Here is a 14715-nt window from a genome sequence, read left to right as displayed (position 1 = left end):
GGAGCGCCGCATTGTCTCCGGAGCACATATGAAGCGGAACCTGTCTCAGTCCCGTCGCCCAATCATGACGTCCTTCGGGGCTGGCCTATTGGCTGTCTCGTTGCTGATCGGCCCTGGCCTAACGGGAGCCGCTTCCGCTGTCGAGCCCAGTCCGGCACCCTCGCAGACTGCCGCCGCTTCGCCGGTTGCGACCCCAACGCCGTCCCCCACACCAACAACTCCCGGACCGGCACCAACAGTTCCCGCACCGGCACCGACAACGACGTCCTCCCCACAGCCTTCCCCTGCAGCCTCTTCGCCGACAACGGCAGCTGCGCAATCGATGGCCCAGGCAATCGGCCCCGGTGGAGCGGAGATGGGACAACGGTCCAAGCGGGTGACCTCGGCGTCCCCGTCGGGCGCTGTTCAGAAGCTGAATGCGGAATCGCTTGCAACAGAGGGCACGTGGATGCCCTCCTTCGGCGTACAGGGACTGGACGTCAGCGGACACCAGACCAACGTCGACTGGCAGCAGCAGTGGAACATGGGTGCAAGGTTCGCCTACGTGAAGGCTTCGGAGGGAAACTACTTCACCAATGACCTGTTCGGAGCTCAGTATCAGGGCGCGCGAAACGTTGGCATGATCCGGGGCGCCTACCACTTCGCCATCCCCAACTGGTCCTCCGGCGCCGACCAGGCACGCTACTTTGTCCAGAACGGCGGCGGATGGTCCGGGGATGGCTACACAATGCCGCCGGTTCTTGACTTCGAGTTCAACCCCTATGAGGGCCGGACCATCAACGGCTTCTACTTCGGCGACACCTGCTACGGCATGTCCCAGGCTCAGCTGACCTCCTGGGTCCAGGATTTTGGCAATACCATGCAGTCGCTGACCGGAAGACTACCCGTCATCTACACGAATACGAGTTGGTGGAACCAGTGCCTAGGCAACCCCACCGGTCTCGGGGAATATCCGCTTTGGGTCGCTGCTTACCCCTACTCGGCCACGAACGACGCCGGCGCCATTCCGACGGGGAGCTGGGGCACCTACAGCATCTGGCAGTACAGCAGCACCGGGCCGTTCGCGGGTGACTCCAATGTCTGGAACGGCGACTACGCAGGCCTCAAAGCATTTGCTTCCAGCGGAATTCCACCGGCAGCCATCCGCGCCATAGATGCCCTTCGCGCCTCAATGCCGTCCCTAAAAGCACAGACCTCGGAGACCGTCTGTGGACTCCGGGACGGGGGCTGTTTCCGGGGGTATGAGACAGGCATTGTGATGTGGTCACCGTCAACGGGCGCGCAGCCTAGCCTTATTGGGCCGATACGGGACGCGTGGGCTGCCGGCGGTTACGAGAACGGACAGATGGGCTACCCGGTTTCCGGCGTCATCTGCGGGCTCAAGAACAACGGATGCTTCCAGAACTACCAGGGCGGGTCAATAATGTGGTCGCCGGGTACGGTGGCTGCACAAGTACCATTCGGCGCGATCCGGGATTACTGGGCGGCGCAGGGTTACGAAAACGGTGGACTGGGTTATCCCCTGAGCAATCAAACCTGCGGACTCAAGTCCGGGGGCTGCTTCCAGCTCTTCCAGGCAGGCTCGGTTCTCTGGAGTCCGACAACCGGAGCACGGCTAGTCAGGACAGGTCCAATTCTGGATGCATGGGCGCGCGCAGGGTACGAAAATGGCCTGCTCGGATACCCGAACGGCGAGGCCCTCTGCACCACGTCTTCCTGCACTCAAAACTTCAGCGGTGGAGTCATCGGGTGGACGCCCACATCCGGCGCCTGGCCCGTCTTCATGGGTATCGGCGAAGCCTGGAAAACTGCCCGCAGTAATGGTGAACCCATCGGATTCCCCGTCGCAGGGGAGGTGTGCGGGCTCCGGGGCGGTGGTTGCTATCAGCTCTTCCAAAGCGGGACAGTGATGTTCTCGCCCACCACCGGTGCCTACGCACTGACGGGCAAAATCCTGGATTACTGGGGGAAGTCCGGATTCGAAAATGGCCGGCTCGGCTATCCCACCAGCCGGGCAAGTTGCGGGGCAGTTCAGACGGAGTGCCGGCAGTCGTTCGAGCAGGGCGTTGTAGCCTACTCGGCAACGACTGCCCCGCAAACGGTAGCTGCCGGCCCAATGGCCGCAGGATGGGAGCGCCTGGGCTGGGGATCCGGAAGCCTGGGATATCCGACATCCACACAATACTGCGGACTGAAGGACAGTGGGTGTTTCCAAATGTTTGCCGGTGGAGCACTGATGTACTCTCCTCAGACCGGTGCACAGCCGAGCCTCGTGGGTCCCATCAGGGACCTCTGGCAAAAGACGGGCTTCGAGAACGGTGTCCTTGGCTATCCGGCCTCCAATGTGATTTGTGGTTTGGTGGACGGCGGATGCTTCCAAAACTACTTCAATGGAACAGCAATGTGGTCCCCCCAATCCGGCGCGAATGCTGTCATGTTCGGCCCTGTCCGGGACGAATGGGTAAGCACCGGTTACGAGGGCGGAAAGCTCGGCTATCCAGTCAGTGCACAAATCTGTGGCCTCAGGAATGGCGGATGCTTCCAGAACTTCGCCAAGGGGACCATCATGTACTCGTACTCCACGGGAGCGCAGGCCATGATGTCGACGCCTATCAGGGATCGCTGGGCCACCACGGGATACGAGAACGGATCCCTCGGGTATCCCACCAGCGAAGCCATTTGCGGGCTGAGGAACGGTGGATGCTTCGAGAATTTCGAAAAGGGAACCGTGATGTGGTCCGCAACGAGCGGGGCGCAATTGATGCTGCCCGGGCCCATCCAGCAGCGCTGGGCAAGCCAGGGATTCGAAAACGGCCAACTCGCGTACCCCACGGGCGGCCAAACCTGTTCCTCCGACAAGACGGCCTGCAGCCAGACCTTCCAGGGCGGCAGCATAAGCTGGACGGCAGCAGGCGGAGCGACAATTCGCCTTAACTGACTGCGACAACTACCTGCGACATAAGAAAGGGCCTGAACCCGGTATCCACCGGGCTCAGGCCCTTCACTTATTTGCGGTCAATCCCGGCACATGCCGTGTTCGGGTAGTCAGTGACCGTACTCAAGCAAATCGATGAGGTACGACCCGTAGCCACTTTTCACCAGGGGTTCGGCCCGTTCCCTGAGCTCGTCATCTGTCAGGAAACCCAGCCGCCAGGCAATTTCCTCAGGCGCCCCGATCTTCAACCCTTGGCGGTTCTCGGTAGTGCGAACAAAGTTGGACGCGTCGTTGAGATCGTTGAAAGTACCGGTATCGAGCCAGGCCGTCCCTCGCGGGAGAATTTCCACCTGCAGTTTCCCGCGCTCCAGGTACGTGCGGTTAACGTCGGTGATCTCAAGTTCGCCCCTTGCCGAAGGCTTGAGATTCCGGGCAATTTCCACGACGTCATTGTCATAGAAGTAAAGGCCCGGCACAGCGTAATGGCTCTTCGGCCTCTCCGGCTTCTCCTCAAGCGAGATGGCCTTGCCTGTGGAGTCGAACTCCACCACTCCATACGCTTTAGGGTCTGCCACCCAGTACCCAAAAACGGCTCCGCCGTCTATATCTTCAAAACGGCGCAGCTGCGTGCCCATACCCTGTCCGTAAAAGATGTTGTCTCCCAGGACAAGGGCAACGGTGTCGTCGCCAATGTGCTCGGCACCCAGCACAAACGCTTGGGCGAGGCCATCGGGAGAAGGCTGCTGCTTGTAGGTGATAGAGACGCCAAAGCGGGAGCCATCACCGAGGAGCCGTTCGAACTGTTCCGCATCATGGGGCGTGGTGATAATAAGGATGTCCCGGATGCCCGCGAGGATCAAGGTGGAGAGCGGGTAGTAGATCATTGGTTTGTCGTATACCGGGACCAGCTGCTTACTGACGCCCAAGGTGATGGGGTGGAGCCTCGAGCCGGTACCGCCGGCGAGTATTATTCCGCGCATGCACCCATCTTTCCTTTAGCTAAGAGCAGCGGCAAATCCGGTAGTCTTGGGAATTATGCAGCGACTTCTTGTTACCGGCGGTGCCGGCTTCATTGGCTCAAACTTTGTCCACTACGTTTTGGAAAACACCGAAGACCACGTCACCGTTTTGGACAAGCTGACTTACGCAGGCAACCTTGAGTCACTGCAGGGACTTCCGCAGGAACGGTTCACCTTTGTTCAAGGCGATATCGCGGATCCGTCCGTTGTCGACGGTCTCGTCGCCGGTTCCGACGTCGTGGTTCACTACGCTGCCGAGTCGCACAACGACAATTCACTCCACGATCCGCGCCCGTTCCTGGACACCAATATCATCGGCACGTATACCCTGATCGAAGCAGCACGCAAGCACAACAAGCGCTTTCACCACATCTCCACAGACGAGGTCTACGGCGACCTGGAGTTGGATGACCCCGAGCGTTTTACCGAGCAGACGCCGTACAACCCGTCAAGCCCGTACTCGTCCACCAAGGCGGGTTCCGATCTCCTGGTAAGGGCATGGGTACGCTCTTTCGGCCTCCAGGCAACGATCAGCAACTGCTCCAACAACTACGGTCCTTACCAGCACGTGGAGAAGTTCATTCCCCGCCAGATCACGAACGTTATCGACGGGATCCGCCCCAAGCTCTATGGCAAGGGTGAGAACGTCAGGGACTGGATCCACGCCAACGACCATTCCTCGGCCGTGCTGGCGATCATCGCCAAGGGCAAAATCGGCGAGACCTATCTGATCGGGGCCGACGGGGAGAAGAACAACAAAGAGGTCGTTGAACTTATCCTCAAGCACATGGGCCAAGCCGCGGATGCCTACGACCACGTTATCGACCGGCCCGGGCACGACCTGCGCTATGCCATTGACTCCACCAAATTGCGCAATGAGCTTGGGTGGGAGCCGCAGTTCTCCAACTTCGACGAAGGCATCGAAGCCACCATTGCTTGGTACCGCGATAACGAGGACTGGTGGCGCCCGCAGAAGGCCGCTACAGAAGCGAAGTACAAGGAACAGGGACAGTAACCCATGTCTTTGGAGTTTTCGAAAAAGCTTGCTGCCCACGAAACACCCATTCCCGGCGTCGTTCTGTATGATCTTCCGGTCCACGGTGACAACCGGGGATGGTTCAAGGAGAACTGGCAGCGGGAGAAGATGGTGCCGCTCGGGCTGCCTGACTTCCGCCCCGTTCAGAACAACATCTCCTTTAACGAGAAGGCCGGAACCACCCGCGGGATCCATGCCGAGCCGTGGGACAAGTTCATTTCGGTTGCCACAGGCCGAATCTTTGGAGCCTGGGTCGACCTCCGTGAAGGACCTTCGTTCGGCACGGTCTTCACGGCCGAACTTGACCCCAGCCAGGCCATCTTCATTCCCCGCGGCGTGGGCAATGCCTTTCAGACGCTCGAGGACAATACGGCTTACACCTACCTTGTGAACGACCACTGGTCCGCGGACGCGCAGGGTCAGTACACCTTCCTGAACCTTGCGGACGAAACCGTAGCTATCGAATGGCCCATCCCGCTCTCCGACGCCGAACTGTCCGACAAGGACAAGGCGCACCCCCGCCTCGCGGACGTCGTGCCCATGCCACCGAAGAAGACCCTCGTGATCGGGGCCAACGGCCAGCTGGGTAAGGCACTGCGGAAGAAGTACGACGGCGAAAGTTCCGTTGAGTTTGCATCGCGCAGTGAGTTCGACCTCGGCAGCCCGGACGCTTTTGAGGACCGCAACTGGAAGAACTATTCCACTGTCATTAATGCGGCAGCCTACACAGCAGTGGATGCTGCCGAGACTTCCGAAGGCCGGGCGGCCGCCTGGGCCACAAACGTGACGGCGTTGACGCAACTTGCACGGATTGCCATTGAGCACGGCCTCACCTTGGTACACGTGTCCTCTGACTACGTCTTCGACGGCGCAAAGGAAGTCCATGCAGAGTCTGAAGCGCTGACGCCGCTTGGTGTTTACGGGCAAACCAAAGCAGCCGGCGATGCAGTCGTCAGCGTGGTCCCCCGGCACTACATCGTCCGCACGAGTTGGGTGATTGGGGACGGTGCCAACTTCGTAAGCACCATGGCCTCGCTCGCGTCGCGCGGAGTAGAGCCTTCTGTGGTGAACGACCAGTACGGTCGGCTCAGTTTCACCGACGACATCGCGGCGGGTATCCGGCATCTGCTGGACTCCGGCGCGGAATATGGCACGTACAACCTGAGCAACGACGGTGACCCGCAGTCGTGGGCGGACATCGCAGCCGACGTCTACGAATTGTCAGGCAAAAGCAGGACCGCCGTAACGGGCGTGAGCACCAAGGAATACTTCGAGGGAAAGGATGCTGCGCCCCGACCGCTGAACAGTGTCTTGGACCTTTCCAAGATCAGGGCTGCCGGATTCGAAGCACCGCCAGCTGGGTCGCGCCTGACCGAGTACGTTAACTCGATCACGAGCGGACATTCAGCATGACCGAAGCACGCCACGACACCCTGGTCATCATGCCGGCTTGGAATGAGTCCGAAGCCATCGGCAACACCATTGCGGAAGTCTTTGAGTTCGGACCGGCATGCGACGTGTTGGTGGTTGACGACGGCTCCCGTGACGACACTGCCCGGGTGGCACGCGCAGCCGGCGCCACAGTTGTGCAGTTGCCGTTCAACATGGGAGTCGGTGGTGCCATGAGGACTGGCTTCAAATATGCCCAGATGCATGGGTACCGGCAGGTCATCCAAGTGGACGCGGATGGACAACACGACCCCCGGGACATCAAAGCAGTCCTCGATGGATTGCGGGAGGCCGATATCGCCATCGGTGCACGGTTCGCTGATGCGGGCAACTACACCGTTCGCGGCCCCCGAAAGTGGGCGATGAACGTGCTGGCGTGGACAATATCCCGGCTGGCACGGACCAAGCTCACCGACGTGACCTCCGGATTCCGCGCAGCGAACACCAAAGCGATCCGCCAATACCTGGACCATTATCCCGCCGAGTACCTGGGCGACACGATCGATTCGTTGGTCGTGGCGATCCGCTCAGGCTGCACTGTCCGCCAGGTCGGCGTTTCAATGAGGGAGCGTCAGGGAGGCACCCCGAGCCATGACCCCATCAAGGCCGCCATCTACCTTGGCCGCTCAGGGATGGCGCTCTTGTTCGCGCTGACGCGCAAGAAGTCCACACCTTCGACCAACTAGGAATCCACATGTCCCTCCTTATGGGCTCCATCGTCGTCGTGGCGATTCTCTTCTTCGTCTTCGAAATGCTGCGGCGGCAGAAGCTGCGCGAGAAATACGCCGTTCTCTGGATCGTCATCGGCATAGGCACGCTGCTGCTGGCCGCTTTTCCCGCGCTGCTTGAGCAAGCCAGTGGCCTGCTCGGAATCCAGGTCCCCGCGAACCTCCTCTTCATCACCACGCTGGTCCTCCTTGTCGGGGTATGCCTTCACTTGTCCCGTGAGCAGTCGCAGGCCGAAGACGAGGTGCGCATTCTTTGCGAGGAGGTGGCCCTGTTGAAGGTTGAGCTTTCGGCGTTGCAGCAGAGCGTCGGTTCGCACCCGCGACAGGACGGTACTGCCGGCCCCGCTGCGTAGCAGGAGGATTTGCCCGGGCCTGGCCAGGCGGACCAAACAAAAAAGGGAGCGACCCCCGCGGGGCGCTCCCTTTCCTATGCGATCGGTCAGCCGAAGATGTGCTTTGCCAGCCGCGGGAGGGAGTCCACCTTGCCCATGGCCACAGACTTGACCACCAAGGACGCAGCGTTCAGCCGCGAGGTGGTGTGGAAGGACGCTGCGCGGGCAGCGCGGTTCCAGCCCAGTTCCTTGAAACGGGCGGCCTGCCCTTCAAAGAAGCGCCGCTCTTCGTCAAAGCGCCGCCCGTCCAGGGCACGCACGGATGAATCTGAGGCCGAGTGCCTGCGGTACAGGAACGACAATGTGGGGTCCACGATAAGGGAGCCGCCTTCCGCCGCTATGTCCAGCAGCAGGGCCAGGTCCTGGACGACGTCCAGGCCGTCCGTGAAGCCGATCCGCACGATGGTCTCCGACCGCCAGGCCAACGACGGAAAGTATGCCCAGTCAGCACGTACCAGGCTGGTAGCCATCTGCTCACCCTTGAGCTCAATCCGCTCGCGGGTCTTCGGCGCGTAGGCCTTTTTGACTGCATCAGCCAAAGGGATGCGGGCAATGCCCTTTTCATCGATGACCTGGACCCCGGGCTGGACGACACTGGCATGCGGATAGGTCTCGAATGCGTCCACTACCACGTCCAGGTAGTTGGGCAGCATGACGTCGTCTGCACCCATGATGACCACGTAAGGCGCCTCGACCATGGTCAGGGCCTTCTTATAGTTGCCGTTGGCACCCAGGTTTTTCTCGTTCTTGAGGTACGTAACGCGAGGGTCAGTAATCGTCGAGAACCAGCGTTCCGGCTCGGGGTCCGGATAGCCATCGTCGATCACGATGAGCCGCCAGTCTTCGTTCTCCTGGTTCATCACGCTTCGGGCTGCGAGCTTCATCTGATCGACATCGCCGTAGTAGGGCAGCATTACGTCAACGGTCATGGACCTGGGATTCCTTCCGTGGGCTCCGCTCGAAGAACTCGGCGGCTTCCCCACGATTATAGTTGACCGGCCCCTGTCGGGCCCGTCAGGCATGGCTTGCTAGACTGCATGGGGTCCTGCCCGCCCCGCTGGCACCGCCCGGAGTGAGGAGAATTACTTTTGGAGCCCACAACCACCCAGCCGCGCATCAGCGTGTGCATGGCTGCCTACAATGGCGCGCGCCATATCAGGGAGCAGATCGATTCGATCCTTCCTGAACTCGGCCCCTACGACGAAATCGTTGTAGTGAACGACTGTTCCACCGACGACACTGCTGCCCTCGTCGCCGCTGTTCCGGATGCCCGCATCCGGCTGATCGATGCCGAACAAAACCGCGGGTATGTTGCAACGTTTGAAAGAGCCCTCGGGGAGGCACGGGGAGAATTCGTCTTCCTTTCGGACCAGGACGATGTTTGGCTGCCGGGCCGTGTGGAGAGCATGATTTCGGCCCTGGACGGCAAAAACATGGTGGTGAGTAACTGCAGGCACTTCGATGGAGCCCTCGGCTCATTCCATGAGATTCGTTTACGTGCAAAGGACTCGACCCACTACTTGCGCAACCTCTTGGGCATCGTGGTCGGCTACCGGCTCCATTGGGGGTGCGCAATGGCCGTTCGGCGGAACCTTCTGGCCCAGGCACTGCCGTTCCCGCCTTACATGAATGAATCCCACGACCAGTGGCTGGCAACTGTGGGCAACGTCAACCGCTCCATCGTCTACATGGAAGAAGACACCATCCTGCACAGACTTCACGGCGAGAACCTGACGCCCCACGGTATCCGCTCAGCCTCAAAAATACTTCGGGCACGGATTGCCTTCCTGCGGAACGTCTACGTTGCCGTGCGACGCTCCCGGCAGACGAGGCAGGCGTGATGGTGCAGCCCGAGCCCACGCCGACGAGTCCCCACCCCAACGTGTGTGGAGTTGTATCGGCCTATAACCCCGCGGCAGAAAATGTCGCCAACGTGAAGTGGCTGCTGCGCTTCGTCGCCCACGTCGTCGTTGTGGACGACGGCTCGCGCGACGACGTGTCAGAAGCCCTGGCAGAGATGGAGCAGGCGGGGGCGGTTGTCTTGCGCCTCGCCACCAATTCCGGGATTGCCCGTGCCCTGAACACAGGAATCAAGGAAGCACTCGAGCGCTGGAACCCGGAGTGGATCGTCACCATGGACCAGGACTCCAGGTTCACGGGAGACTACGTCGGTGCGGCGCTGGCCACCGTTGCGTCGTCCCGTGACCCGCAAAGCGTAGGGATGGTGTGCGCGGAGTCGCACAATCATATTTCCCTCCCGGTGTGGGGCAGTCGGGACGAGCCCCAGATTTTCGACCCCATGACCAGCGGCACCTTGGTGCGGGCAAGCACGTTTGATGCAGTGGGCCTCTTCGACGAAGGGTTCTTCATCGATTGCGTAGATTCTGAATTCAATGCGCGGCTCAGGGAGCACGGACTTCGTGCACTGGCAGGACGGGGCTGTAATCTCGAGCACAGCCTCGGCAGTTCACGACCGATGAAGCTGCTCGGCTGGCATGCGCACATCGGCCCCAAGAAGCTCTACATCTATTACCACGCGCCGTTCCGGGTCTACTACATCACCCGCAACTCGCTGACACTTGCACGCCGATATGCCCTGAAACAGCCGGCCTGGGTTCTGCGCAGAATCTACATGGAAATCCAAAGCAACATTGTGCGCTTCGGATTCGGTCCCAACAGACGCAAGCACGCGATTGCCGCTGCAGCCGGCATCCGGGACGCACTCCGTCAAAGGATGGGCAAGATAGACGACGACCTTGCCGCCCGCTTGCGCTAAGCGCCAGTTCCCCTCATTCCTCTGAACTGCCCGGTCAACATCGAAAGAATACTCATGACCACCAACTCAGGATCAATCTTTGTCCTCTATCACCGCGGCTTGCGCACAGGAGGGCCCGAAGCGCTCCATCAGCTGGTCGATATGCTGCGTGAGCTCGGGCAGGACGCCTACCTGGTCCCCCATCCGCACACGGCAGGCAATGAGCGCGTGGAGCAGTACGGGATTTACGATGCCCCGGAGGCAACTGAAATCGTCGATTCCGCCGAAAACGTGGTGGTCTATCCGGAGACCTACGTCCACGAGGTGTCCCATATCAAGCAGGCCCGTCGCATGTGCTGGTGGCTCAGCATTGATAACTCGCTGACCTTCATGGCCGAACGCATGTGGTACCGGAGCACGGCCGGCCTATTTGAAAAGGCCAAGGAAGCCGCAGTCCCCTTCGCGCGGATGTGGAAGAACGGCGTGACCCCGGCAAAGCTGCGCACCGACAAGGACGTAATCCACCTCGTGCAGTCCTCCTATGCGTGGGCCTTTGTTGCCACCAGGTTGGACGTCGTGCCCTCCTTGGTCTCCGACTACACCCCCACGGAGGAATTCCAGGCCGCGGCCACCGCTGAGCGTAACCGCCAACTGGTGACCTACAATCCCGCCAAGGGCGGACACATCATCGATGCGGTTAAGGCGGCGAGTCCACCCACCATCGAGTGGCAGCCAATCGTTGGTATGACCCGCGCCGAGGTTGTTGCGACCCTGCAGCAATGCGGCGTTTATTTGGACCTGGGGCACCACCCCGGTAAAGACCGCATGCCTCGGGAAGCAACACTTTCCGGCGCCCTGACCGTCGTGGCCCGTCGCGGATCCGGCGCCTTCTACGCTGACGTTCCTATTCCCTGGGAACACAAGATCACGCCGGGAGATACCGAGGTTGCCACCGCTGCAGCCATGCTGCCGCGGCTCATCGCCAACTTCGAGCAGGAAGTGGCGAAACAAGGCAGCTACCGCGAAACCATCCTCAACGAACGATCCAGGTTCAAGCGGGAGGTTGAGGACGTCTTCGTCAACGGCCGCCTGGGCAAGGATGCCTATGACTACGTGTAGCCGACGCACCACGGCCGGGACGACGGCATGATCAAAAGAATCGCGGCTTTCGCCGGTTTGCCCCTGCTCGCCTCGCTGGCGTCATTTATCCTCTTGCCCATCATCGCCACAGTGGGTGGACCGCCGGCCTGGAATTCCCTGGCCGTGGGCCAGGCTGTAGGGGCAATCGCGGCAATTGTCATCGGGCTCGGGTGGCCATTGACAGGTCCTGCCGCCGTCGCCTCAGAAAGCGACGCCGTTACCCGCCGCCGACTCTACGCCACCAGTTTCGTTACCCGATTTTATGTCTTTATCTGCGCCGTTCCCCTTATGGCAGGCGTCCTCTCGTTGACGGGCGTTAAAGAGCAGTTCTGGGTCGCTTTCCTGATGGCCTGTGCCCAGGCGGCGGCAGGGCTTACTCCGGCCTGGTACTGCATAGCGACGGGGCACGCCGGCAGGATCGCAAAGTATGACGTTATTCCCCGTATGGTCGCGACTCTGGGCGTCATCCCGCTCTTGTTCGCGACCGGCGGGATCTTCCTCTACCCACTGGCGCTGCTGCTGCTCGGCCTTGCAGGAACCTTGTGGTTCAACAAGGATCACGCTCAACGGGCGGACTTCCACGGGCTGACTCCCCGCACAGTGATTCGGGAAATCTGGGAGCTGAGGGGCGGAGCGGGCGTGACCGTCGCCGCAGGAGCGTATGCTTCCACCCCCGTCCTTGTGGTGCAGGCTGCTGTCTCCGCCTCCGGGTTGGCTGCGTTCGTATCAGCGGAGAAGCTGTACCGCATTGGGCAACTCGCCACGGCCGCGTTGGGTAACAGCCTTCAAGGCTGGGTCAACGAGTTCGGCTCGGACCACAAGGAGCGGCGAAGGTTCTCTCTTCTGGCTTTGTCAGTCCTGGGCGCAGCAGGCTGGCTGATCCTGTCCCTCCTTGGCCCGTGGGTCAGCGCCACCATATTTGGCGCAGCTTACGCAGCTGAATTTTGGACCTGTTTCTGGTTCGGTTTGTCGTTCCTCCTCGTCTGTGTGACAACTTCCACGGGAGCGCACTGGCTGGTGCCTGCCAAACAGATGCGGGTGGTTTTCTCCAGCACCATTACTGGGGCCCTTGTCGGGCTCCCGGCCATGGTCATCCTGGCGCACCTGATGGGCGGCCCGGGCGGCGCGCTCGGGCTAGCGGTGGGCGAGATTGCGGTAACCCTCATACAGCTGCGCGCCATCATGCGGCTGCTGCGGGAGACGTCGCCGGAGGACAGGACTGAGGAAATACCGTCGTGAACTGGCTGACCATTCTTCCGGCGTCGGCGGTCGCGATTCTGCTCCTGTATGTTCCCGGTGCCGCCATCGCGTCCTGCCTGAAGTTCCGGTTGGGCGGGATCCTTGGCATCGCCCCACTGCTCTCAACAGCAGCCGCCGGACTTGCCGGAGTTCTCGGCGGGCTCCTCCACGTGCCCTGGAACATCCTGCCGTATCTTCTCGTCAGCGCGGTTCTCGCCGCCGGGGCATTGGTCCTGACCCATCGCATCCCTTGGCGGCTGAGAACCCCCAACTGGCGGACGGTCCTTCCCTTCGCTGCGCTTGCCCTGGCGACGCTGCCCATGACATGGCGCTTCATCCAGCTTGTGGGGTCACCCGACCACCCCTCACAAGTCTTCGATAATGTGTTTCACCTCAATGCCATCCGCTTCATACTCGACACTGGAAACGCATCATCACTGACGCTGGCTTCGATTCAGGGAGTGCAGGGCCTTGACGCGGTTTACCCTGCGGCGTGGCATTCCTTTGCAGCCCTCCTGGTGCAGCTGGCTTCAGTGGATATTCCTACTGCAGAGAACGTCCTGAACCTGGTCATTGTTGCGCTCCTCTGGCCAGCCTCCTGCCTGTTCCTCGTCACGAAGACCATCTCGCGCAGGCCGGCGGCCCTCATCATAACCGCGGTGGTCGCCGGCACCCAGGTTGCCTTCCCGTTCCTCATGATTGTCTGGGGCCCTCTTTTCCCCTACGCCATGGCCCTCAGCATGATGCCGGTCGTGATAGCGGAACTCGCAGCGCTGGTCCGCATCGGGCGTACACGGACGGAACCACTTCTCAGCTGGGCAGCGGCACTGGTGCTGTCGCTGGCAGGTCTCGCATTCGCCCACACGAGCTCCATCAACATCACGGTGGCGCTTGCCCTTCCGATCCTGGCCATTTTGTGGTGGCGGATCATGCCGCGCAGGGACATGTGGCGGGTGAACCCCGCCGGAGCGTGGCTGTTCCTTGGCGGGACCGTCGGGATCCTCGCTGTCGCCGCGGTCCTGTGGTTGAAGCTGCGCCCTGCCCCCTATGACAACTGGGGACCAACCGTGAAGCCGGGCGCCGCCGTCGGGGAAATACTCACCGCCAGCACGATGCAATCCGCCATACCGGCCGTGGTGGTTTCCATCCTGTCGGTCTACGGTCTCCTCACCACCTTCAAAGTACGGAAGTGGCGCTGGATGGCTGCCTGCTACGCCGTACTCGGAGGGCTCTATATCGTTGCGGCGTCTTTCCCGAAAGGCAGCATCCGGGACATCCTGATCGGCACCTGGTACCAGGACACCTACCGCCTCGCCGCACTCCTGCCCCTTTTTCTGACCCCTCTTGCCGTCATCGGAGGTCTGCGTTTATGGGACTCCGCGCGAAGCTCGTGCCGGGGAGCGCGGACGTGGCGCACCTGGGAGGCCTCCATCGCCCGGACAGGCGCGAACGGGAAAACAGTACTGTCCACGGCCGCTGTGGTGGTCTTCGCCCTCCTCGCGTCGTTCGCAGGCCCGCTGGCCCACTACATCCAAGGCGCATCGTCCGTCTACCGGTTCGACGAGCAATCGGAGCTCCTGACACCCGATGAGCTGGCTTTAATCCAGCGGATTCCAACCCACGTCCCGTCCGATGCAGTCATAGCTGACAATCCATGGAACGGGAGCTCCCTCGCTTACGCTTATACCGGGCGCCGCGTCCTGACAACACATCTGTTTTCAACGGACGACCCGGAGACTGACCTCATCAATCAAAAGCTCGGAGACGCAGCAGGCAACCCTGCCGTCTGCACCGCCCTCCACAATAAAAACGTGCAATACGTCCTGGACTTCGGGTCCCGGTACCTGATTGACCTGCCAGGGTCCGAAAAGTACCCGGCGCTGACCAACCTTGCACAGGCCAACGGATTGACCCTCGTGGATTCGCAAGGCCAGGACGCACGGCTCTACCGGATTTCCAGTTGTGGATGACTGGGGCGTTCACCGGTGTGGCGTCAGCCGTGTCCCTTACTTGGAGCGCCGG

General features: G+C 61.1%; 12 protein-coding genes. 10 read left to right on the top strand and 2 right to left on the bottom strand.

Features of this window, described 5'->3' with window-relative positions:
• The first annotated feature begins 28 nt into the window (after window positions 1-28).
• Window positions 29-2938: a GH25 family lysozyme gene (locus ACTJK0_RS07330; protein WP_440744121.1), complete on the top strand. Its 2910-nt coding sequence runs from the start codon at window positions 29-31 to the stop codon at window positions 2936-2938.
• Between the two features lie 107 nt (window positions 2939-3045).
• Here the strand turns inward: ACTJK0_RS07330 and rfbA are convergent, their stop codons facing one another.
• Window positions 3046-3915 (bottom strand): glucose-1-phosphate thymidylyltransferase RfbA, encoded by an 870-nt coding sequence (rfbA, locus tag ACTJK0_RS07325; protein WP_110541102.1) that lies wholly within the window; start codon window positions 3913-3915, stop codon window positions 3046-3048.
• A 55-nt stretch (window positions 3916-3970) separates the two neighbouring features.
• On the opposite strand from rfbA, the gene rfbB reads away from it, so the two are divergent.
• From rfbB to ACTJK0_RS07305, 4 genes are read left to right on the top strand one after another with little or no spacing between them, the layout of a single operon-like run.
• Window positions 3971-4969 carry a dTDP-glucose 4,6-dehydratase gene (gene rfbB / locus ACTJK0_RS07320; RefSeq protein WP_110541103.1) on the top strand — a complete coding sequence of 333 codons (999 nt, stop codon included), beginning with the start codon at window positions 3971-3973 and terminating at the stop codon, window positions 4967-4969.
• A gap of 3 nt (window positions 4970-4972) precedes the next feature.
• Entirely contained in the window at window positions 4973-6403 is a 1431-nt protein-coding gene (locus ACTJK0_RS07315; protein WP_440744122.1) for a sugar nucleotide-binding protein, read from the top strand.
• Window positions 6400-7125 carry a glycosyltransferase family 2 protein gene (locus ACTJK0_RS07310; protein WP_110541105.1) on the top strand — a complete coding sequence of 242 codons (726 nt, stop codon included), beginning with the start codon at window positions 6400-6402 and terminating at the stop codon, window positions 7123-7125. Before ACTJK0_RS07315 ends, ACTJK0_RS07310 begins: the two co-directional genes overlap by 4 nt.
• 8 nt (window positions 7126-7133) lie before the next feature.
• The gene (locus ACTJK0_RS07305; RefSeq protein WP_110541106.1) at window positions 7134-7520 is read left to right on the top strand and encodes a DUF2304 domain-containing protein; all 387 of its coding nucleotides are present in this window, start codon (window positions 7134-7136) and stop codon (window positions 7518-7520) included.
• Between the two features lie 86 nt (window positions 7521-7606).
• Here ACTJK0_RS07305 and ACTJK0_RS07300 read toward each other — a convergent pair whose 3' ends face one another.
• On the bottom strand, window positions 7607-8488 hold the full coding sequence (locus ACTJK0_RS07300) for a glycosyltransferase family 2 protein (RefSeq protein ID WP_440744123.1): 882 nt from the start codon (window positions 8486-8488) through the stop codon (window positions 7607-7609).
• 192 nt (window positions 8489-8680) lie between these two features.
• On the opposite strand from ACTJK0_RS07300, the gene ACTJK0_RS07295 reads away from it, so the two are divergent.
• The 5 genes from ACTJK0_RS07295 to ACTJK0_RS07275 are packed head-to-tail and all read left to right on the top strand — an operon-like array spanning window position 8681 to window position 14663.
• On the top strand, window positions 8681-9400 hold the full coding sequence (locus ACTJK0_RS07295; RefSeq protein WP_440744147.1) for a glycosyltransferase: 720 nt from the start codon (window positions 8681-8683) through the stop codon (window positions 9398-9400).
• On the top strand, window positions 9400-10335 hold the full coding sequence (locus ACTJK0_RS07290; RefSeq protein WP_440744124.1) for a glycosyltransferase: 936 nt from the start codon (window positions 9400-9402) through the stop codon (window positions 10333-10335). Before ACTJK0_RS07295 ends, ACTJK0_RS07290 begins: the two co-directional genes overlap by 1 nt.
• Before the next feature lie 54 nt (window positions 10336-10389).
• A complete protein-coding gene (locus tag ACTJK0_RS07285) occupies window positions 10390-11433 on the top strand; it encodes a hypothetical protein (protein WP_440744125.1) in 1044 nt (347 codons plus the stop codon).
• Window positions 11434-11460: 27 nt separating this feature from the next.
• Entirely contained in the window at window positions 11461-12693 is a 1233-nt protein-coding gene (locus ACTJK0_RS07280) for a polysaccharide biosynthesis C-terminal domain-containing protein (RefSeq protein ID WP_110541111.1), read from the top strand.
• Window positions 12690-14663, top strand: a complete 1974-nt coding sequence (locus ACTJK0_RS07275) for a DUF6541 family protein (RefSeq protein ID WP_440744126.1) — start codon at window positions 12690-12692, stop codon at window positions 14661-14663. Before ACTJK0_RS07280 ends, ACTJK0_RS07275 begins: the two co-directional genes overlap by 4 nt.
• Window positions 14664-14715 lie beyond the last annotated feature (52 nt).

Origin of the sequence: Paenarthrobacter sp. 22069 (assembly GCF_052046035.1) — a bacterium.
Classification (GTDB): domain Bacteria; phylum Actinomycetota; class Actinomycetes; order Actinomycetales; family Micrococcaceae; genus Arthrobacter.
The sequence above is the reverse complement of the archived record's forward strand: the minus strand, read 5'-3'. Positions and strand labels throughout refer to the sequence as shown.

Coding starts and splice junctions, on each gene's coding strand:
- ACTJK0_RS07330 (WP_440744121.1), top strand. CDS start 29: ATGAAGCGGAACCTGTCTCAGTCCCGTCGCCCAATCATGACGTCCTTC.
- rfbA (WP_110541102.1), bottom strand. CDS start 3,915: ATGCGCGGAATAATACTCGCCGGCGGTACCGGCTCGAGGCTCCACCCC.
- rfbB (WP_110541103.1), top strand. CDS start 3,971: ATGCAGCGACTTCTTGTTACCGGCGGTGCCGGCTTCATTGGCTCAAAC.
- ACTJK0_RS07315 (WP_440744122.1), top strand. CDS start 4,973: ATGTCTTTGGAGTTTTCGAAAAAGCTTGCTGCCCACGAAACACCCATT.
- ACTJK0_RS07310 (WP_110541105.1), top strand. CDS start 6,400: ATGACCGAAGCACGCCACGACACCCTGGTCATCATGCCGGCTTGGAAT.
- ACTJK0_RS07305 (WP_110541106.1), top strand. CDS start 7,134: ATGTCCCTCCTTATGGGCTCCATCGTCGTCGTGGCGATTCTCTTCTTC.
- ACTJK0_RS07300 (WP_440744123.1), bottom strand. CDS start 8,488: ATGACCGTTGACGTAATGCTGCCCTACTACGGCGATGTCGATCAGATG.
- ACTJK0_RS07290 (WP_440744124.1), top strand. CDS start 9,400: ATGGTGCAGCCCGAGCCCACGCCGACGAGTCCCCACCCCAACGTGTGT.
- ACTJK0_RS07285 (WP_440744125.1), top strand. CDS start 10,390: ATGACCACCAACTCAGGATCAATCTTTGTCCTCTATCACCGCGGCTTG.
- ACTJK0_RS07280 (WP_110541111.1), top strand. CDS start 11,461: ATGATCAAAAGAATCGCGGCTTTCGCCGGTTTGCCCCTGCTCGCCTCG.